Source organism: Thiemannella venezuelensis (assembly GCF_014203605.1).
Taxonomy (GTDB): Bacteria; Actinomycetota; Actinomycetes; order Streptosporangiales; family Streptosporangiaceae; genus Planomonospora_A; species Planomonospora_A venezuelensis.
In genome coordinates, this window is sequence record NZ_JACHJJ010000009.1 from 100,230 (window position 1) to 118,542 (window position 18,313).

The window sequence follows — 18,313 nt, forward strand, 5'->3', positions numbered from 1 at the left end:
GCTGCATGTGAAGAAGGGCGACCTGGTCCAGGTCATCGCCGGCAAGGACAAGGGTGCCAAGGGTCGTGTGATCGCCGCCCTCCCGCGCGAGGACCGCGTGGTGGTCGAAGGCGTCAACATGATCAAGAAGCACGCGAAGGAGACCCACCAGGGCCCGCGCGGCGCCAAGACCGGCGGCGTGCAGACCATGGAGGCCCCCATCCACGTGAGCAACGTCAAGAAGCTCAAGGATGACGAGAAGCCCGCCAAGAAGGCCGAGAAGAAGGCCGACGAGACGGGTGAGGACAACTGATGACTGCGACTTCCGAAGAGCGCACGCTCCCCCGCCTCAAGCAGCGTTACCGCGAGGAGATCATCGCGAAGCTGCACGAGGAGTTCGGGTTCGAGAACATCATGCTGGTCCCCACGATCACCAAGATCAAGGTGAACATGGGTGTCGGCGAGGCCGCCCGCGACTCGAAGCTGATCGAGGGCGCCGTCCGCGACCTCACGGTCATCACCGGCCAGAAGCCGGCCGTCGTCCGGGCCCGCAAGTCCATCGCCCAGTTCAAGCTGCGCGAGGGCATGCCGATCGGCGCGCACGTCACGCTCCGCGGCGACCGCATGTGGGAGTTCCTGGACCGGCTGCTCTCCCTGGCGCTGCCGCGTATCCGTGACTTCCGGGGCCTGTCGCCCAAGCAGTTCGACGGCAACGGCAACTACACCTTCGGTCTCACCGAGCAGGTCATGTTCCACGAGATCGACCAGGACAAGGTCGACCGGCAGCGTGGCATGGACATCACGGTCGTGACCACCGCCAAGACCGACGACCAGGGCCGGGCGCTGCTGAAGCACCTCGGCTTCCCCTTCAAGGAGGCCTGATCATGGCGAAGACGTCGCTCAAGGTCAAGGCTGCTCGCAAGGCCAAGTTCGAGGTCCGGGCCTACACCCGGTGCTCGCGCTGTGGTCGTCCCCGCGCCGTCTACCGGAAGTTCGGCCTGTGCCGCATCTGCTTCCGCGAGATGGCGCACCGGGGCGAGCTGCCCGGCATCACCAAGTCGAGCTGGTAGCCTCCCGCGCGGGCCGATGACCATCAGCCCGCGCGGCGCCGGCCGTACAAGATAGTCGTATTCACCGGGCGCTGCCTCGCAGAGCCCATGACCACACCGTAGGTCCCTTGCGGAAACCGCGGTGAGGAAGGCCACCGGCCATGACGATGACCGACCCGATCGCAGACATGCTGACGCGTCTGCGAAACGCGAACTCGGCTTACCACGACACCGTGGCCATGCCGTACTCGAAGATCAAGGCGCACATCGCCGAGATCCTCCAGCAGGAGGGTTACATCCAGGCCTGGAGCGTCGAGGACGCCAAGGTCGGAAAGAACCTCGTGGTGGAGCTCAAGTTCGGGCCGAGCCGTGAGCGGTCGCTCGCGGGCCTGCGCCGGGTTTCCAAGCCCGGCCTGCGGGTCTATGCAAAGAAGGACAACCTGCCCCGGGTCCTGGGCGGGCTGGGCGTCGCGATCATCTCGACGTCCGCCGGTCTCATGACCGACAAGCAGGCCGGCAAGCGTGGAGTGGGCGGGGAAGTCCTCGCCTACGTCTGGTAACGAGGGGAGGAACACAGCATGTCGAGAATCGGACGGCTGCCCATCCCCGTACCGGGCGGTGTGGATGTCACCATCGACGGCCGGGATGTCACGGTCAAGGGCCCGAAGGGCACGCTCTCTCACACGGTCGCTGAGCCGATCGAGGTCGCCAAGGGCGAGGACGGTGTCGTCACCGTCACCCGTCCCAGCGACGAGAACAAGGTCCGTGCGCTGCACGGGCTCTCCCGCACTCTGATCGCCAACATGGTGACGGGTGTGACCCAGGGGTACACCAAGACCCTGGAGATCGTGGGTGTCGGTTACCGCGTGCAGGCCAAGGGCCCGACTCAGCTCGAGTTCGCCCTGGGCTTCAGCCACCCGGTGATCGTGGACGCCCCCGAGGGCGTCACCTTCCGCGTCGAGAAGCCGACCCTGTTCCACGTGGACGGCATCGACAAGCAGAAGGTCGGCGAGATCGCCGCGAACATCCGCAAGCTGCGCAAGCCCGACCCGTACAAGGGCAAGGGCGTGCGCTACCAGGGCGAAGTTATCCGCCGCAAGGTCGGAAAGGCTGGTAAGTAGGCATGGCTGGCAAGACTGCGTTCGGCAAGCACACGGCCGCCCGCGCCGTCTCGCGGGCCCGCCGCCACGGCCGCGTCCGCAAGAAGGTGGTCGGTACGGCCGCGCGTCCGCGCATGGTCGTCAACCGTTCCACGCGGCATCTCTTCGTCCAGATCGTCGACGACAGCCAGGGCCACACGCTGGTGAGCGCCTCCACCATGGAGAGCTCGCTGCGCACGGCGGACGGCGTCAAGACGGACAAGGCGAAGCAGGTCGGCGAGCTTCTCGCTCAGCGGGCCAAGGCTGCCGGGATCACCGCCGTCGTCTTCGACCGCGGTGGCAACCGCTACGCGGGCCGCATCGCGGCCCTGGCGGACAGCGCCCGCGAAGGTGGGCTGGAGTTCTGATGGCCCGTCTTACGAATGAGAAGAGGAACCACTGATGGCTGGAGCTCCGCGTCGCGGTGGCGCCGCCGGTGGCGAGCGGCGTGACGGTCGTCGTGACGACCGCCGCGGTGGCAGCGCTGACAAGGGCGTCTCGTACATCGAGCGCGTCGTCAAGATCAACCGAGTGGCCAAGGTCGTGAAGGGTGGTCGTCGCTTCAGCTTCACCGCCCTGGTTATCGTCGGTGACGGTAACGGCCTGGTCGGCGTCGGCTACGGCAAGGCCAAGGAAGTCCCCGCGGCCATCGCCAAGGGTGTCGAAGAGGCGAAGAAGCACTTCTTCAAGGTGCCCCGCATCCAGGGCACCATCCCGCACATCGTGCAGGGTGAAGAGGCCGCGGGCGTCGTCTTCCTCCGTCCGGCCTCGCCCGGTACCGGCGTCATCGCCGGTGGCCCGGTGCGCGCCGTCCTGGAGTGCGCCGGCATCCACGACGTTCTGTCCAAGTCGCTCGGCTCGGACAACCCGATCAACATCGTGCACGCCACGGTGGCCGCTCTGAAGGGCCTCAGCCGCCCCGAGGAGATCGCGGCCCGCCGCGGCCTGCCGATCGAGGACGTCGCCCCCAAGGCGATGCTCAAGGCTCGTGCCGAGGGCCTCGCCGAGGCCGCGGCGGCGAAGGCGGTGAGCTAGTCGATGGCACGTCTGAAGATCACCCAGGTCCGCTCGAAGATCGGTGGCAAGCAGAACCAGCGTGACTCGCTGCGCTCGCTCGGTCTGAAGCGAATCGGTGACGTCGTCGTCAAGGAGGACCGCCCGGAGATCCGCGGCATGGTCTCCGTGGTGACGCACCTCGTCACCGTGGAAGAGGTCGACTAGTCATGGCAGAGAACACTCCGCTCCGCATCCACCACCTGCGGCCGGCTCCCGGCGCCAACAAGGCCAAGACCCGCAAGGGCCGCGGCGAGGCGTCCAAGGGCAAGACCGCAGGCCGCGGCACCAAGGGCACGACGGCCCGGAACACGGTTCCCCTCGGCTTCGAGGGTGGCCAGGTTCCGCTCCAGCGCCGCCTGCCCAAGTACAAGGGCTTCAGCAACGCCCTGTTCAAGACGACCTACCAGGTCGTCAACCTGGACAAGCTCGGCGAGCTGTTCCCCGAGGGTGGCGACGTCACCGTCGAGACGATGGTCGCCAAGGGCGCGGTCCGCAAGAACCAGCTCGTGAAGGTTCTCGGAACCGGCGAGATCTCCGTGGCGTTGAACGTGCAGGCGCACGCCTTCTCCGCCAGTGCCAAGGAGAAGATCGCCGCTGCCGGGGGCTCCGTCTCCGAGCTGTAGGCATGAAACGAGGCGCGGGGGCTCGCAATGGGCCCCCGCGCCCGTAGTGCGTTAGAGTTCGCTGGACATGAGTGTCAACTCGTTTACACGGGCTCGTTGACTTGAGATAGCAAAGATGGACCACCCCCGCACCATCGCTGACCGACCTCGCCTTTCAGGCGCGCAGGAGGGACCGTGCTGACCGCGTTTACCCGAGCGTTCCGTACGCCGGACCTGCGTAAGAAGCTGCTCTTCACACTGGGCATCATCGCGCTGTTCCGTCTCGGCTCGGTTCTTCCGACTCCGGGTGTTCACACTGAGAACATCGCCCTGTGCCTGAAAGAGGCGCAGGCAGGCGATGCGAACAACATCTATGGCATGGTGCAGCTCTTCAGCGGTGGGGCACTGCTGAAGCTGTCGGTGTTCGCGCTCGGCATCATGCCGTACATCACCGCGAGCATCATCCTGCAACTGCTGGTCGTGGTCATTCCCCGCCTGGAAGCCCTCAAGAAGGAGGGCCAGGCCGGCCAGAGCAAGATCACGCAGTACACGCGCTACCTGACGATCGGCCTGGCGATCCTCCAGTCGACCGCCTTCATCGCCCTCGCGCGCAGCGGGCAGCTCTTCCCCGGCTGCCAGCAGGAGATCCTGCTGGACAAGGACGACGTCTTCGGCATCATCACGATGGTGCTGGTGATGACCGCCGGCACCGGCGTCATCATGTGGCTGGGCGAGCTCGTCACCGACCGCGGCGTCGGCAACGGCATGTCGATCCTGATCTTCGCCCAGGTCATCGCGGTCTTCCCGGCCGAGCTGCTCCGCATCGGCCAGCAGAAGGGCGCCTTCGTCTTCGCCGTCGTCATGGCGGTCGGCATCGCGATGATCGCCCTGGTCGTCATGGTCGAGCAGGCCCAGCGCCGGATCCCGGTGCAGTACGCCAAGCGCATGGTCGGCCGCCGCATGTACGGCGGGACCTCGACCTACATCCCGCTGAAGGTGAACCAGGCCGGCATCATCCCGGTCATCTTCGCCTCCTCGCTGCTCTACCTCCCGCAGCTGGTCACGAGCCTGTTCAGCAACACCCAGGAAGAGCCGAACGCGGTCATCCAGTGGATCAACCAGAACCTGGTGACGGGCGACACCCCCGCCTACATGATCACGTTCTTCCTGCTGATCGTCTTCTTCACCTACTTCTACGTGTCCATCACCTTCAACCCCGTTGAAGTCGCCGACAACATGAAGAAGTACGGTGGTTTCATCCCGGGCATCCGCCCGGGGCGCCCCACGGCCGAGTACCTCAGCTACGTGCTCTCGCGGCTCACGGCTCCCGGATCGCTCTATCTGGGCCTGATCTCCATGGTGCCGATCGTCGCGCTGGCGCTCGTCGGGGCGAGCCAGAACTTCCCGTTCGGAGGCACGAGCATTCTGATCATGGTGGGTGTCGGTCTTGACACCGTGAAGCAGATCGAGAGCCAGCTCCAGCAGCGCAACTACGAAGGTTTCCTGAAGTAGTGCGTCTCGTCCTGGTGGGGCCCCCCGGAGCGGGTAAGGGGACGCAGGCCCAGTTCATCGCATCGAACCTGTCCATCCCGAAGATCTCGACAGGTGACATCTTCCGTGCCAACGTCTCGGGCGGCACGGAGCTCGGCAAGCTTGCCAAGGAATACATGGACCGCGGTGACCTCGTGCCCGACGAGGTCACCATCGCGATGGTCCGCGACCGCCTCTCGGAGGACGACGCGCAGGAGGGTTTCCTGCTCGACGGCTTCCCCAGGAACGTGCCCCAGGCCGAGATCCTGAAGAAGATGCTCGCCGAGTTCGGCGTCGCGCTGGACATCGTGCTGGAGCTCGTGGTCGACGAGGACGAGGTCGTCCGCCGGCTGGCCGGCCGCCGTACCTGCAGCCAGTGCGGCCGTATCTGGCACGTCGACTTCGACGACAAGAAGGACGACATCTGCGACGCCTGCGGCGGCAGCCTCTACCAGCGTGACGACGACAAGGAGGAGACCGTCCGGCGCCGGCTGGAGGTCTACCAGGAGCAGACCGCTCCGCTCGTGTCGTACTACGCCGAGGAGGAGCTCCTGGTCGGGGTGGACGCGGCGGGCCCGGTGGAAGAGGTCACCCGGCGCGCGATGGAGGCCCTGGCGCCCCACGCGGACTAGCGATTCTCATCCGGCACGCCATCCACGGGTCGCCCGTGGGTGGCGTGCTGTCGTTAGGAGAGCTCCTAGGGCACAATCGGGGGAATTGAGCTCCCGACTTGCCCGTTTAATCACCCCGGGGGTGTACACGTGTTCAAGAAGAACAAGCACGGGATCCAGATCAAGACGCCCGAGCAACTGGAGAAGATGCGGGCCGCGGGCCTGGTGGTCGGCCGGACGCTGCAGTTGCTCAGGGAGAGCGTACGGCCCGGCCTGACGCCGCTGGACCTCGACGCGATCGCGGAGAAGGCCATCCGGGACGAGGGCGCGATCCCCTCCTTCAAGGGCTACCAGGGCTTCCCCGCGACGATCTGCGCCTCCGTCAACGACGAGGTCGTCCACGGCATCCCGGGCGGCAAGCGGGTGCTCCAGGAGGGCGACGTCATCTCCATCGACTGCGGCGCGATCCTGGACGGCTGGCACGGAGACTCGGCGATCACGGTACCGGTCGGCGAGGTGGCCCCCGAGCTCACCGAGCTGATGCGGGTCACCGAGGAGGCCATGTGGCGCGGGATCGCCGCGCTGACGGTGGGCCGCCACCTGTCCGACATCGGCTACGAGGTGGAGCGGTACGTCCGCTCCCAGGGCCGCTACGGCATCCCCAAGGAGTACGGCGGGCACGGGATCGGCACCGAGATGCACATGGACCCGTGGGTGGCCAACCACGGCAGGCCGGGAAAGGGCCCGAAGTTCGAGCCGGGCATGTGCTTCGCGGTCGAGCCGATGGTCAACCTGGGCACCGACCGCACCAAGGTGCTGGCCGACGACTGGACGGTCGTCACGATCGACGGCAAGGCCTCGGCGCACTTCGAGCACAGCGTCGCCGTGACACATAATGGTCCTTGGGTACTGACCGCCCTGGACGGGGGGAAAGAGCGGCTTGCCGACCTGTTGGGAGACGACGCGGGCCGGGTGTGAGCGGCCCGCCGCGGTGAGCGGATGTGGTGACGATGGCGGCTGACCCCAAGATGCGGGCCTCGGACGACGACAGGGACAGGGTCGCCTCGGCGCTGCGGGAGCACTACGCGCAGGGCCGCCTCACCGTCGAGGAGTTCGACGAGCGGCTGGAGCAGTTGTACGCGAGCAAGACGTACGGCGAGCTCGCCGTCCTCACCTCCGACCTTCCCGGTGTCGACCTGCGCAAGCTGCCGGAGCCCGCGGCGCGCACGCCCAAGCGGCGGGAGGGCGAGGACCTGAGCCCGCTGGCCGCCATGTGGGCGCCCTGGGCGATAGCCGGCGGGGTCAACTGGGTCATCTGGTTCATCATCGGCGCGGCGAACGACCTCGACTTCCCCTACCCCTGGCCGCTGTGGGTGATGGGCCCCTGGGGGGCGCTCCTGCTGGTCGGCACCGTCATCATGAAGCTGAGCAAGGACGGAAAGCCGTAATAGTGCACGCTCGGTGTCGAGTGTGCATTCCTCCGCAGAAAGGCGGATCGAATCTTCCTAACGTAAGCGGTGTCCGAACAGCGAGGACCCCTCACAGGAGGAAGAAAGAAATGAGCAAGATCCGCACTCTTCTCGTCGGCACCGTTCTGGCCGGCTCCCTGGCCGCCGGTCTGGCCGCCGCTCCGGCGCAGGCCGCGACCGCGGGCACCGCCACCGCCGCCTCCGCTTCCGAGCAGGGGCCGAAGAAGCACTTCTTCGGCCCCTACTACTCGAAGTTCGGCGGCGGCGAGAGCTTCGGCAAGCGCTCCTACTTCAAGGGCTACTGGTACAAGGACGACGGCCGCTACTGGTTCTTCGGCGACCTGTCCGACCGCGACCGCGACCGCGAGTACAGCTACGTCTGGTTCAAGTGGCACGACCGGTTCGGCCACCACACCAAGTACTACAAGACCTTCGGTGGCAAGCACTTCCACAAGTTCGGCGGCTTCAAGGGCAGCAACGGCTTCGACGACTTCAAGATCCGCGTCTGCGAGGGCGACAACCGCTTCGACGACTGCGGCAGCTGGGGCGACGCCTTCTGAGTCGGCCCGACCCGGCCAGGGGGGAAGCCCGGTCCGGGGGGACGATCTAGGGGGAAGCCGACTTCGCCGAGCCCGCCGGTGACCTGGTCACCGGCGGGCTCTTCGCACGTTCACCCTGCACAGGGGGTATGCTGGTTAGCGGTTGTGTCGAGGCACCGGCCGTCTGTTTCGCATTTCCTCGCCCGGTGCCGTACACTCCTTTTTCGGTTCACTATGACCATTGCGCGTCGGCGGTGTCGCTACCGCCGCTCTCATCGAAGCGCGTGGTCGCGGCTGCTTAGTGTTCCGAAGCCTCAGACGACCGATCAGTGAAACGCGAGGGACATGGCCAAGAAAGACGGCGCCATCGAGATCGAGGGCACTGTGGTTGAGTCGCTCCCGAACGCGATGTTCCGGGTGCAGCTCGACAACGGCCATAAGGTCCTGGCCCACATCAGCGGGCGGATGCGCATGCACTACATCCGCATCCTCCCCGACGACCGGGTCGTCGTGGAGCTGAGCCCCTACGACCTCAGTCGTGGGCGGATCGTCTACCGATACAAGTAAGCGTCTGAGGGACGAATAAGGACTATGAAGGTCAAGCCGAGCGTCAAGAAGATCTGCGACAAGTGCAAGGTGATCCGCCGGCACGGTCGCGTCATGGTGATCTGCGACAACCTGCGCCACAAGCAGCGCCAGGGTTAGTCGCAGAGACAGGTCTTGCAAGAGTCCGCTCCACGAGGCGGGCTCGTTCCATGTGAGGCCACCGGAAGGGGAAACCGCCCGTCTCCGCACGGAGCGGCGGATCCGGCCGGTCGAACGGTAATCGCGTTTCACACCTGCGCAGGCGGTCCGACAGGGCCGTACCCCGCAGGAGACCCCCGGTCGGAGGCCGGGGCCCTCACCCCGGGCATTGGGGAGGGGCGGTGAAGCGTAGGACCTCCGCCACAACGAAGGAGAATGCCCGACCATGGCTCGCCTGGTTGGCGTCGACCTCCCCCGCGACAAGCGGCTGGAGATCGCTCTCACCTACATTTTCGGAATCGGCCGCACCCGCGCCCTCGAGACCCTGAAGGCCACCGGCATCAGCGGTGACCTCCGGGTCCACCAGCTCACGGACGAAGAGCTCGTGCCGCTGCGTGACTACATCGAGGCCAACTTCAAGATCGAGGGTGACCTCCGCCGCGAGGTCCAGGCCGACATCCGCCGCAAGATCGAGATTCAGTGCTACCAGGGCATCCGGCACCGCCGAGGCCTCCCCGTGCACGGTCAGCGCACGCAGACCAACGCGCGCACCCGCAAGGGCAAGAAGAAGACCGTGGCCGGCAAGAAGAAGCCCGGCAAGAAGTAGTAGTCCGCGCAGCCGCAGGACCGAAGACCTCAGGAGTGAAGGCAAAACATGCCTCCTAAGAGCCGCCAGGGTGCCCCGAAGAAGGTGCGCCGCAAGGAAAAGAAGAACGTCGCTCACGGGCACGCCCACATCAAGAGCACGTTCAACAACACGATCGTTTCGATCACCGACCCGAACGGGAACGTGATCTCCTGGGCCAGCGCCGGCCACGTCGGGTTCAAGGGCTCCCGCAAGTCCACCCCGTTCGCCGCGCAGATGGCCGCCGAGAACGCCGCCCGCCGCGCCATGGAGCACGGCATGCGCAAGGTCGACGTCTTCGTCAAGGGCCCCGGCTCCGGCCGTGAGACCGCGATCCGTTCGCTGCAGGCGACCGGTCTCGAGGTGGGCTCCATCCAGGACGTCACCCCCGTGCCGCACAACGGCTGCCGCCCGCCCAAGCGCCGCCGCGTCTGAGCTCCAGGAGATAGAGAGAAATGGCTCGTTACACGGGTGCGGACTGCAAGCTCTGCCGCCGGGAGAAGGTCAAGCTTTTCCTCAAGGGCAAGAAGTGCGAGTCCGCGAAGTGCCCCATCGAGATCCGTCCTTACCCGCCGGGTGAGCACGGCCGCGGCCGTCCGAAGGAGTCTGAGTACCAGCTCCAGCTTCGTGAGAAGCAGAAGACCCGCCGCATCTACGGCGTCCTCGAGAAGCAGTTCCGCAACTACTACGAGGAAGCCAACCGCAAGGGCGGCAAGACCGGCGAGAACCTCCTCCAGATCCTGGAGAGCCGTCTCGACAACGTGGTCTACCGCGCCGGTTTCGCCGAGTCCCGCGACGCCGCCCGCCAGCAGGTGCGCCACGGCCACATCCTGGTGAACGGCAAGAAGGTCGACATCCCGTCGTACCGCGTCCGCGAGCACGACATCGTCGAGGTCCGCGAGCGCTCGCGCAACCTGCTGCCCTACGAGGTGGCGCGCGCGACCTCCGGGGACAAGACGTTCCCGGCCTGGCTGGGCGTCGCTCCGGACTCCATGCGCATCCTGGTCCACCAGCTGCCGGTCCGTCAGCAGATCGACACGCAGGTCCAGGAGCAGCTGATCGTCGAGCTCTACTCCAAGTAGCGGCTCCCGTAGGTGCCGTACGGCCTGGCCGTACGGCACCTATGCTGTTGTTATCGAGCGGCGTCAAATAGCGGGCGCCGCGCGTCAAGGGGAGAACCCACATGCTGATCGCTCAGCGCCCGACCCTCCTCGAGGAGAACCTCGGGGACATCCGCTCCCGGTTCATCATCGAGCCGCTGGAGCCGGGCTTCGGTTACACCATCGGCAACTCGCTGCGGCGCACGCTGCTGTCGTCCATCCCGGGCGCGGCGGTGACCAGCATCCGCATCGAGGGCGTGCTGCACGAGTTCTCGACCGTGCCGGGCGTCAAGGAGGATGTCACCGACATCATCCTGAACCTCAAGGACCTGGTCGTCTCCTCCGAGCACGACGAGCCCGTGGTCATGTACCTGCGCAAGCAGGGCCCCGGTGACGTCACCGCCGCCGACATCGCGCCCCCGGCCGGGGTCGAGGTGCACAACCCCGAGCTGCGCATCGCCACGCTGAACGGCAAGGCGAAGCTGGAGATGGAGCTGACCGTCGAGCGCGGTCGCGGCTACGTCTCCGCCGCGCAGAACAAGCAGCCGGGCCAGGAGATCGGCCGGATCCCGATCGACTCCATCTACTCCCCGGTGCTCAAGGTCACCTACAAGGTCGAGGCGACCCGTGTCGAGCAGCGCACCGACTTCGACCGCCTGATCCTGGACGTCGAGACCAAGCCGTCGATGAAGCCCCGCGACGCGGTGGCCTCCGCCGGCAAGACCCTGGTCGAGCTGTTCGGTCTCGCCCGCGAGCTGAACGTCGAGGCCGAGGGCATCGACATCGGCCCGTCGCCGACGGACGCGGCCCTCGCCGCGGACCTGGCGCTGCCGATCGAGGAGCTGAACCTCACGGTCCGCTCCTACAACTGCCTCAAGCGCGAGGGCATCCACACCGTGGGTGAGCTCGTCGCCCGCAGTGAGCAGGACCTGCTGGACATCCGCAACTTCGGTGCGAAGTCCATCGAGGAGGTCAAGCAGAAGCTGCACGAGATGACGCTCGCGCTCAAGGACTCCCCGCCCGGGTTCGACCCGACCGCGGTGGCCGGCAGCTACGACGACGACGACAGCGCGTACGTCGAGACCGAGCAGTACTGACTCTGCGGGGGCTCAGCCCCCGCGACCTCCCGGAGGGCGCCGCCCCTTCGGGACTGTTCGCCACGTGGGAACCGCTCGCGGTTCCCACGGCCCGACCCCGGTACCTGACACGGCCGGGGCGGGTTGACTCTCAAGGAGAACGAAATGCCCAGGCCCACCAAGGGTGCCCGTCTCGGCGGCAGCCCGGCCCACGAGAAGCTGATCCTGGCGAACCTCGCCACCCAGCTCTTCCAGCACGGCCGGATCAAGACCACCGAGGCGAAGGCCAAGCGCCTGCGCCCGCTGGCGGAGAAGCTGATCACGAAGGCGAAGAAGGGCGACATGCACAACCGTCGCCAGGTGCTGACGGTCGTCCGCGACAAGAGCGTCGTCCACCACCTCTTCACCGAGATCGCGCCGACCTTCGCCGAGCGCCCCGGTGGCTACACCCGGATCACCAAGGTCGGCGTCCGCAAGGGCGACGCCGCCCCCATGGCCGTCATCGAGCTGGTGTCCGAGCCGCTGAACCAGGTCCGCGTCGCCAAGACCCCGGTCGCCGAGGCCGCTCCGGCTCCGGCTCCCGCCGCGGCCGAGGCCGTCGAGGAGACGACCGAGGAGGTCACCGAGGCTCCGGCCGAGGAGACCGCCGAGGCCACCGAGGCTCCCGCCGAGGAGACCGAGGACAAGAAGGACAACGCCTGATCTCTCAGGCAAGGTGAACGGGTCCGGCATCCCCGCGTGAGGGGCGCCGGGCCCGTTCCCGTTCTCCGGGAGGAACATCGTGGTACGGCTGCGCCTGGATCTCGCCTACGACGGCACCGACTTCTCCGGCTGGGCCCGGCAGCCCGGCAGGCGGACGGTGCAGGGGGAGATCGAGGAGGCGCTCGGCAAGGTCCTGCGGCTTCCCGAGCCGCCCGCGCTGACCGTGGCCGGCCGGACCGACGCCGGGGTGCACGCCCGCGGGCAGGTGGCCCACGTGGACGTGGAGCCCGAGGCGCTGGCGGTGCTGGAGAGCCGCCGCAGGACGGGCGCGCCCGCGCAGCCCGGCCGCGCCGGGCAGGGAGGACCGGAGGCCGCGGCGCCGGGACCCGGGAGACCGGCCGGAGGCGCGGCACCGGGGGCGGAGCCGCTGGACGGTCCCGCCGCATCCGGACCGGAGCCGCTGGGCGACATCGCTGAGCGGCTCTCTGTGCTCCGCAGGAGGCTGGCCGGCATCCTCGACCTCGATGTGAGGGTTCATCGCGTCACGGTGGCTCCTGAGGGCTTCGACGCCCGCTTCTCCGCGACGTCCAGGCGGTACGCCTACCGGGTCTGCGACGCCCCCGGGGGCGTGGACCCGCTCCGCCGCCGCGAGGTCGTCTGGTACGCCCGCCCGCTCGACCTGGGCCGGCTCAACGCGGCCGCGGCGCACCTGCTCGGGGAGCACGACTTCGCGGCCTTCTGCAAGAAGCGGGAAGGTGCCACGACCATCCGCGAGCTGCAGCGGCTCGACTGGATCCGGGAGGACGGCGGCCTGCTCGTCGCGACCGTGGTCGCCGACGCGTTCTGCCACTCGATGGTGCGGGCGCTGGTGGGCTCGCTGCTCGCGGTGGGGGAGGGCCGGCTGCCGGTGGAGTGGCCCGGGCAGGTGCTGGCGCGGGCCGTACGGGACTCCGGGGTGCACGTCGCACCCGCGCACGGGCTCTGCCTGGAGGAGGTGCGCTATCCCGAGGCCGCGGAGCTGGCCCGGCGGGCCGCGGCGACCCGCCGGGTGCGTACGCTCGGTGCCGCCGGTGCCGCCGGTGCCGCCGGTGCCGCCGGTGCCGCCGGTGCCGCCGGTGCCGCCGGTGCCGCCGGTGCCGCCGGTGCCGCCGACGGTGTCATCCGGTGACGCGGCGCTCGACGGCCTTGGCGGTCTGGTCGCGGAACGCGCCGCTCACCTTGCCGAGGCCCTTCTCCTTGGCGGTCGGGGTGTGCCCGTCGGCGAAGGTCGCGTAGCTGAACACGATGTAGCGGCCCCACACCAGCCCCGCCGCGTAGCCGCCCGCGATGTGCACCCGCTCGGCCCCGGTGCCGGCGGTACCGGGCAGCCCGCGGAACCACAGGTTCTTCTCCAGGTTCTTGGCCTGGTCGGCCGTGACGGCCGACTCGCGGGTGGGCAGCACGGCCACGCCCGTGGTCACGGCGTACCGCTTCTTGCTGTCCACGTAGGTGGCCCGCAGCACGCGGCGGCAGTCGCCGGTGCGCAGCGCGGTGGCGAACGCGCCCGCCGCGGCCTTGTCGCACTCCTGGGTGAGGTGGGTCTTGACCCGGGTGAACCTGGTCCCGCCGATGGTCACCTTCTTGCTGAAGGCGTCGGCCACGGTCATCCTGCCCGGGTCGGTCAGCTCGGAGTCGAGCATCGCGGTGTCGGCCAGAGCGGGTTCCTCGGGCTCGTCCACCGGGCTCTCGGTGGGTTCGGGGACCGAGGTGACGGCCGCGCCGGGCGCCGGTCCGGAGTCGGCCGACGGGTAGGCGAGGAAGGCGCCGACGCCGATGCCGCCCACCACGATCGCCACGGCGGCCGCGATCAGCGCGGTCCTGCCCCGGTTCCGGGCGGGAGAGGCGGGGGAGGGCTTGGCCGGTGCGGTGGGCCCGGCGTCGAGAGCCGAGACCGGCTGGAACGGCCCGCGCTCCCTGACCGGCTCACCGGCCGGGGGGACCGGCGGGCCGCCGGGGAACGCGGCCGGAGGGCGGGCGCCCGCGGACGGGAGCGGGGCGGACCGGTGACCGCCGGGGACGGCCGGCGGGAACGGGCCGGCCGCCCGGTCGCCCGGCGCGGCGGGAGGGATCAGAGCCGAGGGGGAGACCACGGGGATGCCGCCCGGCGGGGTCGGGTGGTCGGCCGCACCCGGCCCGTGGAAGGGCGCGGACGGGTCCGGCCCCGCGGCCGGCGGCACGGCGGGGGCGGTCTCCCGGGGAGGCGCGGGAGGCGCGGGAGGTGCGGACCACGACTCCACGGGGGTCGCGGACCACGGCTCGGCGGGAGGTGCGGGCCACGGCTCGGCGGGGGTCGCGGACGTCACCGCGCCGGAAGCGGGCGGCGCGTCGTGCGGCGCCGCATCGGGAACGGGCCGCTCACCGGAGACCGGGCCGTCGGGCTGCGGAGCCGCGGCGGAGGACGGCGCACCGGGCGCGGGCTCCGCGGCCTGCGCGACCGGGCCGCTCTCCTGCGCGACCGGGCCGGTCTCCTGCGGGGGCAGGCCGGTCCACGGGGCGGGGTCGGGCCCGGAGGGCGGCGGCGGGGCCGGCTCCCGGTGATCGGGGGCGGGGACGCGGACCTTGACCGTGTCGTCGCCGGGTTCCTCCGCGAGGAGGTCCGGCGGCCAGACGGGCACGTCACCGGGCTCGCCGGGGCGGGCGCGGTCCTCCAGGTCCGGCCAGGAGGTCTCCCCCACCGGTTCGCCCGTGGCCGCGGGCCACGGCGGGTCGCCCGGGACGCCCGAGGCGGGGGACGGCCACACGTGCATGCCCGCGGCCGCGGCGGTGAACGCCGGCGGCGGCTGCCACGAGGGCGTCCCCGGTGAGACCGGCGCGCCGGGCAGCGGCGGGTTGTCCAGCGGGACGGGCGCCGGAGGCCCGTCGCCCAGCGGGTGGCTCACCCACGGCCCGTCGGGCGGTCCGGCCGCGGCACCGGGAGGGGAGGGCGCGAGGTCGCCCGGGACCGGCGGGGCGCCGCCGGGCTCGGGGTCGGCCAGCCAGTCGTAGGGCGTCCCGTCGTCGACGGGAACCGTCCAGGGCTGGTCCGCCAGCGGAGGCTTCGGCTCCGGCCATGCCGGAGGGAGGTGGGGCTGCTCGTCGGCTGCGGGGTCGGTCTGCGGCACGGACGGCGAAGGCCGCCCGAAGCTCGGCGGCGGCGTCGCCGGTGCGGCCGAACCGTCGGTTTCGTGCTCGGACTCGGACCCGGTTTCCTGGCCACGCATACACGGAAGAGTAGCGACCGCTGAAGATCGCCATGCGGGTATGGGCGTTCCTGGCCGTATCGCCCGCCGGTTTTACGGAGGAAAACGCACGAAAAAATCTTCGTCAGGGACGCTTGCCGGTCAGCGAGCGGGACTCCAGAGCGGGCGTGACGGTCGCGTCGGCGACCCCGAACGCGGCCGTGTTGAGCTTCTTGGCCTCGCTCTTGGTCGGCAGGTGGCCGTCCTTGTACTGGAACCAGACCAGGACGGCGTAGTGCCCGTGCCGCCAGCCGCCGGCGAACGCCTCCCCCTTGCCGAGGAACTTGGTGGCGGAGTCCTTGCCGGGCAGCACCTTGAGGTACTCCTCCAGCTTCTTGCCGCTGACGGCCTTGACGACCTTGGCGGCGGCGGAGGAGGTTTTCAGGTTGGCCACCCCCACGGTGCCGATGATCTTCCCTGAGGCGTCCCGGAAGCTGGCGCGCATGAGCTGGGTGCACTTGCCCGCGGTGAGAGCCTTCTGCAGCCCGGCGCCGACCACGGCGTCCTTGCACTTCTTGTCGGCCCTGCGCGCGGTCAGCTGGTAGGTCTGGCTCCCGCCCCGAACCTTCCTGCCCCCGAACAGTTCGCCGAGGGTCAGGGCGTGCGGGTCGGTGGCGCGGGACTCGGCGAACCCGAACTCGCCGCCGGGCTTGACGGGGAACACGGGGCCCGTCGCCGTCGGGGAGGGGGAACCGGCGGTGGCCGGGGAGGCGTCCCCCGAGCCGACGAACAGGGCCAGGCCGATGCCCGCGGCGACCAGCACCACGACCACGCCGATCGCCACGAAGGTGGGCAGGAAGGAGCGCATCCCCTCCTCGTAGGGGCTCCACGCCTCCCGCTTCGGCCGCCCGGCGGACCGCGGCCCGGTCGGCGGTTCCGCGTCCGGGCGGCGCGCCTGCGGCTCCGTGTCCGAGTGGTGCGCCTGCGGCTCCGTGTCCGGGCGGCGCGCCTGCGGCTCCGCGCCCTGGCCGTACGGCGGGGACCCCGGGCCCCGGCCGTACGGCGCGGGCTGCCGGCCCTGGCCGTGGGCGGGCGAGGCGAACCAGTTCTCGCCCTGCGCGTCACCCCGGCCGGGCGGCGGCTGCGGCGCGTCGGGCCGGCCGTACGGCGGGCGGCGCGGCGAATCCCCAGGAAAACCCATGCGCTGAGACTAGCTCCGTATCGAGGCCGATCCGCTCACGAATACCCGAAATCCTGAGTCCACCAGGGCCCGCCGGGGCCGTACGCGACCCCGACGCCCGTGGCGGTGAGCGCGCAGTTGAGGATGTTGCCCCGGTGCCTGCTGCTCGCCATCCAGCTCCGCACCGCCTCCTCGGCGGAGGTGGAGCCCCTGCCGATGTTCTCCGCGCCCCCGTCGTAGTACCCGGCGTCCTCCATCCGGTCCCAGGGGGAGGCCCCGCCCGGGGAGTCGTGCGTGAACAGGCCGCTGGAGGCCATCTCGGCCGAGTGGACCCGGGCCGACCGGACCAGCCGGGCGTCGACCTTGAACGGGGCGCATCCGGCCTTCCTGCGGGCGGCGTCGGTGAGCCGGACGACCTCGCTCTCCAGCGCGCTCAGCGGCGGCTCGCCGGTCTCCTCCTGCTGGCCGCGGATGACGTAGCGGGAGCCGTCGTCCTCCCCGGCGGAACCGTCGATCGCGTTGCGGGGGCTGCTGGAGGCGCGCGGGGTGAGCCGGTCGTCCCCCTCGGGGACCGCGGTGGGCCGGGAGACCCGGCCCAGCGGGGCCCGCCGGGCGGTGACCCGCCGGCCGGTGGCCCGGTCCGCCCGCACCTCCCTGGTCGGCGAGGGCGCCGCCTGGGCGTCGTTCAGGTAGACCTGGTCGGCGACCTCCTCGCCGCGGCTCTCCCTGCCGATGACGAACCCGAGCATCAGCACCGCCGCCAGGCAGGCGAATATCCCCATACGGCGCAATCGGGCACGCTGGGTAAGCCTGAGGTAAGGGGACTGCCACATACCGCTATCAAAGATAGAGACGTTGAGATAGTTGAAGAAGGGAATGCGGAGAACGAGATGTAACCGTTCGCTGGGGAGCCGCATACCCGGCACCGGCGCTCCGATCCCCGGCCACTCCCCGCCCGCCGGTACACTGGCGGGGGACACAGGCGGGGAGTCGCGTGTTTTGACCCGCTCTCTTTGCGGCCTGTATCCTGCTACTTCGTTGTGTGCGAGTCGGTCTCTCATCGCAAGACCGATGCGCGGCGCGTCCGGCGTCATCTCCTTCGACTAGGGAGACGGGAGGTCCGGGCTGTCGTGTGCCCGCACCTACCGACCAAGCCGCTGCCGCTCCCGGCAGTCCCGAAGACGCGAGCAAAGAAGGCATACGACCGTGCGCACGTACACACCCAAGCCTGCTGAAGTCGAGCGTCAGTGGTATGTCATCGACGCCACCGACATCGTGCTCGGCCGGCTGGCCAGCCACGTCGCGACGCTGCTTCGCGGTAAGCACAAGCCGATCTTCGCGAACCACGTCGACACCGGTGACTTCGTCATCATCATCAACGCCGACAAGATCGCACTGACCGGCAACAAGCTCGAGCAGAAGAAGGCTTACCGCCACTCGGGCTACCCGGGCGGTCTGCGTTCCGTGACCTACGCCGAGCTCATGGACAAGCGTCCCGACCGCGCCGTCGAGAAGGCGGTGAAGGGCATGCTGCCGAAGAACGCCCTCGGCCGGAAGATGATCAAGAAGCTCAAGGTCTACTCCGGTTCCGAGCACCCGCACCAGGCGCAGCAGCCGGTGCCCTTCGAGATCACCCAGATCGCCCAGTAGTCGCACAAGCCGCTGTCGCCGGCAGCGTCGGCCGACGGCCGGCGCCGAGTAGGAAAGTTTGAGGA

General features: G+C 69.3%; 26 protein-coding genes. 23 read left to right on the top strand and 3 right to left on the bottom strand.

Annotated elements, in window-relative coordinates:
• Window position 1: 1 nt before the first annotated feature.
• From rplX to FHS22_RS15650, 22 genes are all read left to right on the top strand, one after another.
• Window positions 2-292, top strand: coding sequence for a 50S ribosomal protein L24 (rplX, locus tag FHS22_RS15545; protein ID WP_221473706.1), 291 nt, complete (start codon window positions 2-4; stop codon window positions 290-292).
• Window positions 292-861: a 50S ribosomal protein L5 gene (gene rplE / locus FHS22_RS15550; protein WP_184942295.1), complete on the top strand. Its 570-nt coding sequence runs from the start codon at window positions 292-294 to the stop codon at window positions 859-861. Before rplX ends, rplE begins: the two co-directional genes overlap by 1 nt.
• Before the next feature lie 2 nt (window positions 862-863).
• The gene (locus tag FHS22_RS15555) at window positions 864-1,049 is read left to right on the top strand and encodes a type Z 30S ribosomal protein S14 (RefSeq protein WP_012887844.1); all 186 of its coding nucleotides are present in this window, start codon (window positions 864-866) and stop codon (window positions 1,047-1,049) included.
• Between the two features lie 140 nt (window positions 1,050-1,189).
• A complete protein-coding gene (gene rpsH, locus FHS22_RS15560) occupies window positions 1,190-1,588 on the top strand; it encodes a 30S ribosomal protein S8 (protein WP_184942297.1) in 399 nt (132 codons plus the stop codon).
• An 18-nt stretch (window positions 1,589-1,606) separates the two neighbouring features.
• Window positions 1,607-2,149, top strand: a complete 543-nt coding sequence (gene rplF / locus FHS22_RS15565; protein WP_184942299.1) for a 50S ribosomal protein L6 — start codon at window positions 1,607-1,609, stop codon at window positions 2,147-2,149.
• Between the two features lie 2 nt (window positions 2,150-2,151).
• Window positions 2,152-2,535, top strand: coding sequence for a 50S ribosomal protein L18 (gene rplR, locus FHS22_RS15570; RefSeq protein WP_184942300.1), 384 nt, complete (start codon window positions 2,152-2,154; stop codon window positions 2,533-2,535).
• A gap of 34 nt (window positions 2,536-2,569) precedes the next feature.
• Window positions 2,570-3,202, top strand: a complete 633-nt coding sequence (rpsE, locus tag FHS22_RS15575; RefSeq protein WP_184942302.1) for a 30S ribosomal protein S5 — start codon at window positions 2,570-2,572, stop codon at window positions 3,200-3,202.
• A gap of 3 nt (window positions 3,203-3,205) precedes the next feature.
• Window positions 3,206-3,388 (top strand): 50S ribosomal protein L30, encoded by a 183-nt coding sequence (gene rpmD, locus FHS22_RS15580; protein WP_068896549.1) that lies wholly within the window; start codon window positions 3,206-3,208, stop codon window positions 3,386-3,388.
• Between the two features lie 2 nt (window positions 3,389-3,390).
• Complete coding sequence (gene rplO / locus FHS22_RS15585) at window positions 3,391-3,846, top strand: 50S ribosomal protein L15 (protein WP_184942304.1); 456 nt, start codon at window positions 3,391-3,393, stop codon at window positions 3,844-3,846.
• A gap of 174 nt (window positions 3,847-4,020) precedes the next feature.
• Window positions 4,021-5,337, top strand: coding sequence for a preprotein translocase subunit SecY (gene secY, locus FHS22_RS15590; protein WP_184942306.1), 1,317 nt, complete (start codon window positions 4,021-4,023; stop codon window positions 5,335-5,337).
• Window positions 5,337-5,987, top strand: a complete 651-nt coding sequence (locus FHS22_RS15595; protein WP_184942308.1) for an adenylate kinase — start codon at window positions 5,337-5,339, stop codon at window positions 5,985-5,987. Before secY ends, FHS22_RS15595 begins: the two co-directional genes overlap by 1 nt.
• A gap of 129 nt (window positions 5,988-6,116) precedes the next feature.
• Entirely contained in the window at window positions 6,117-6,944 is an 828-nt protein-coding gene (gene map / locus FHS22_RS15600; RefSeq protein ID WP_184942310.1) for a type I methionyl aminopeptidase, read from the top strand.
• A gap of 32 nt (window positions 6,945-6,976) precedes the next feature.
• The gene (locus FHS22_RS15605; RefSeq protein ID WP_184942311.1) at window positions 6,977-7,414 is read left to right on the top strand and encodes a DUF1707 SHOCT-like domain-containing protein; all 438 of its coding nucleotides are present in this window, start codon (window positions 6,977-6,979) and stop codon (window positions 7,412-7,414) included.
• A gap of 110 nt (window positions 7,415-7,524) precedes the next feature.
• Window positions 7,525-7,995, top strand: coding sequence for a hypothetical protein (locus FHS22_RS15610; RefSeq protein ID WP_184942313.1), 471 nt, complete (start codon window positions 7,525-7,527; stop codon window positions 7,993-7,995).
• Between the two features lie 324 nt (window positions 7,996-8,319).
• Complete coding sequence (gene infA, locus FHS22_RS15615) at window positions 8,320-8,541, top strand: translation initiation factor IF-1 (protein ID WP_012887858.1); 222 nt, start codon at window positions 8,320-8,322, stop codon at window positions 8,539-8,541.
• Between the two features lie 24 nt (window positions 8,542-8,565).
• The gene (gene rpmJ / locus FHS22_RS15620) at window positions 8,566-8,679 is read left to right on the top strand and encodes a 50S ribosomal protein L36 (RefSeq protein WP_003956441.1); all 114 of its coding nucleotides are present in this window, start codon (window positions 8,566-8,568) and stop codon (window positions 8,677-8,679) included.
• Between the two features lie 265 nt (window positions 8,680-8,944).
• Complete coding sequence (rpsM, locus tag FHS22_RS15625) at window positions 8,945-9,325, top strand: 30S ribosomal protein S13 (RefSeq protein WP_184942315.1); 381 nt, start codon at window positions 8,945-8,947, stop codon at window positions 9,323-9,325.
• Between the two features lie 48 nt (window positions 9,326-9,373).
• Window positions 9,374-9,778, top strand: a complete 405-nt coding sequence (gene rpsK / locus FHS22_RS15630) for a 30S ribosomal protein S11 (RefSeq protein ID WP_020542285.1) — start codon at window positions 9,374-9,376, stop codon at window positions 9,776-9,778.
• A 20-nt stretch (window positions 9,779-9,798) separates the two neighbouring features.
• Window positions 9,799-10,425, top strand: a complete 627-nt coding sequence (rpsD, locus tag FHS22_RS15635; protein WP_184942317.1) for a 30S ribosomal protein S4 — start codon at window positions 9,799-9,801, stop codon at window positions 10,423-10,425.
• Window positions 10,426-10,526: 101 nt separating this feature from the next.
• On the top strand, window positions 10,527-11,540 hold the full coding sequence (locus tag FHS22_RS15640; protein WP_184942318.1) for a DNA-directed RNA polymerase subunit alpha: 1,014 nt from the start codon (window positions 10,527-10,529) through the stop codon (window positions 11,538-11,540).
• 144 nt (window positions 11,541-11,684) lie between these two features.
• Window positions 11,685-12,221 carry a 50S ribosomal protein L17 gene (gene rplQ, locus FHS22_RS15645; protein WP_184942320.1) on the top strand — a complete coding sequence of 179 codons (537 nt, stop codon included), beginning with the start codon at window positions 11,685-11,687 and terminating at the stop codon, window positions 12,219-12,221.
• Window positions 12,222-12,300: 79 nt separating this feature from the next.
• The gene (locus FHS22_RS15650) at window positions 12,301-13,389 is read left to right on the top strand and encodes a tRNA pseudouridine synthase A (protein WP_184942322.1); all 1,089 of its coding nucleotides are present in this window, start codon (window positions 12,301-12,303) and stop codon (window positions 13,387-13,389) included.
• On the opposite strand, the gene FHS22_RS15655 is transcribed toward FHS22_RS15650, so the two are convergent.
• From FHS22_RS15655 to FHS22_RS15665, 3 genes are all read right to left on the bottom strand, one after another.
• Complete coding sequence (locus FHS22_RS15655) at window positions 13,379-15,460, bottom strand: hypothetical protein (RefSeq protein ID WP_184942323.1); 2,082 nt, start codon at window positions 15,458-15,460, stop codon at window positions 13,379-13,381. The genes FHS22_RS15650 and FHS22_RS15655 overlap by 11 nt on opposite strands.
• A 103-nt stretch (window positions 15,461-15,563) precedes the next feature.
• Entirely contained in the window at window positions 15,564-16,619 is a 1,056-nt protein-coding gene (locus FHS22_RS15660) for a hypothetical protein (RefSeq protein WP_184942324.1), read from the bottom strand.
• Between the two features lie 35 nt (window positions 16,620-16,654).
• Complete coding sequence (locus FHS22_RS15665; protein WP_184942325.1) at window positions 16,655-17,380, bottom strand: CAP domain-containing protein; 726 nt, start codon at window positions 17,378-17,380, stop codon at window positions 16,655-16,657.
• Window positions 17,381-17,804: 424 nt separating this feature from the next.
• On the opposite strand from FHS22_RS15665, the gene rplM reads away from it, so the two are divergent.
• On the top strand, window positions 17,805-18,248 hold the full coding sequence (gene rplM, locus FHS22_RS15670) for a 50S ribosomal protein L13 (RefSeq protein WP_184942326.1): 444 nt from the start codon (window positions 17,805-17,807) through the stop codon (window positions 18,246-18,248).
• Window positions 18,249-18,313 lie beyond the last annotated feature (65 nt).

What these genes read in the sequence shown, in the direction of transcription:
- rplE (WP_184942295.1), top strand. Translation starts at nt 292, where the DNA reads ATGACTGCGACTTCCGAAGAGCGCACGCTCCCCCGCCTCAAGCAGCGT.
- FHS22_RS15555 (WP_012887844.1), top strand. Translation starts at nt 864, where the DNA reads ATGGCGAAGACGTCGCTCAAGGTCAAGGCTGCTCGCAAGGCCAAGTTC.
- rpsH (WP_184942297.1), top strand. Translation starts at nt 1,190, where the DNA reads ATGACGATGACCGACCCGATCGCAGACATGCTGACGCGTCTGCGAAAC.
- rplF (WP_184942299.1), top strand. Translation starts at nt 1,607, where the DNA reads ATGTCGAGAATCGGACGGCTGCCCATCCCCGTACCGGGCGGTGTGGAT.
- rplR (WP_184942300.1), top strand. Translation starts at nt 2,152, where the DNA reads ATGGCTGGCAAGACTGCGTTCGGCAAGCACACGGCCGCCCGCGCCGTC.
- rpsE (WP_184942302.1), top strand. Translation starts at nt 2,570, where the DNA reads ATGGCTGGAGCTCCGCGTCGCGGTGGCGCCGCCGGTGGCGAGCGGCGT.
- rpmD (WP_068896549.1), top strand. Translation starts at nt 3,206, where the DNA reads ATGGCACGTCTGAAGATCACCCAGGTCCGCTCGAAGATCGGTGGCAAG.
- rplO (WP_184942304.1), top strand. Translation starts at nt 3,391, where the DNA reads ATGGCAGAGAACACTCCGCTCCGCATCCACCACCTGCGGCCGGCTCCC.
- FHS22_RS15605 (WP_184942311.1), top strand. Translation starts at nt 6,977, where the DNA reads ATGGCGGCTGACCCCAAGATGCGGGCCTCGGACGACGACAGGGACAGG.
- FHS22_RS15610 (WP_184942313.1), top strand. Translation starts at nt 7,525, where the DNA reads ATGAGCAAGATCCGCACTCTTCTCGTCGGCACCGTTCTGGCCGGCTCC.
- infA (WP_012887858.1), top strand. Translation starts at nt 8,320, where the DNA reads ATGGCCAAGAAAGACGGCGCCATCGAGATCGAGGGCACTGTGGTTGAG.
- rpmJ (WP_003956441.1), top strand. Translation starts at nt 8,566, where the DNA reads ATGAAGGTCAAGCCGAGCGTCAAGAAGATCTGCGACAAGTGCAAGGTG.
- rpsM (WP_184942315.1), top strand. Translation starts at nt 8,945, where the DNA reads ATGGCTCGCCTGGTTGGCGTCGACCTCCCCCGCGACAAGCGGCTGGAG.
- rpsK (WP_020542285.1), top strand. Translation starts at nt 9,374, where the DNA reads ATGCCTCCTAAGAGCCGCCAGGGTGCCCCGAAGAAGGTGCGCCGCAAG.
- rpsD (WP_184942317.1), top strand. Translation starts at nt 9,799, where the DNA reads ATGGCTCGTTACACGGGTGCGGACTGCAAGCTCTGCCGCCGGGAGAAG.
- FHS22_RS15640 (WP_184942318.1), top strand. Translation starts at nt 10,527, where the DNA reads ATGCTGATCGCTCAGCGCCCGACCCTCCTCGAGGAGAACCTCGGGGAC.
- rplQ (WP_184942320.1), top strand. Translation starts at nt 11,685, where the DNA reads ATGCCCAGGCCCACCAAGGGTGCCCGTCTCGGCGGCAGCCCGGCCCAC.
- FHS22_RS15655 (WP_184942323.1), bottom strand. Translation starts at nt 15,460, where the DNA reads ATGCGTGGCCAGGAAACCGGGTCCGAGTCCGAGCACGAAACCGACGGT.
- FHS22_RS15660 (WP_184942324.1), bottom strand. Translation starts at nt 16,619, where the DNA reads ATGGGTTTTCCTGGGGATTCGCCGCGCCGCCCGCCGTACGGCCGGCCC.
- FHS22_RS15665 (WP_184942325.1), bottom strand. Translation starts at nt 17,380, where the DNA reads ATGGGGATATTCGCCTGCCTGGCGGCGGTGCTGATGCTCGGGTTCGTC.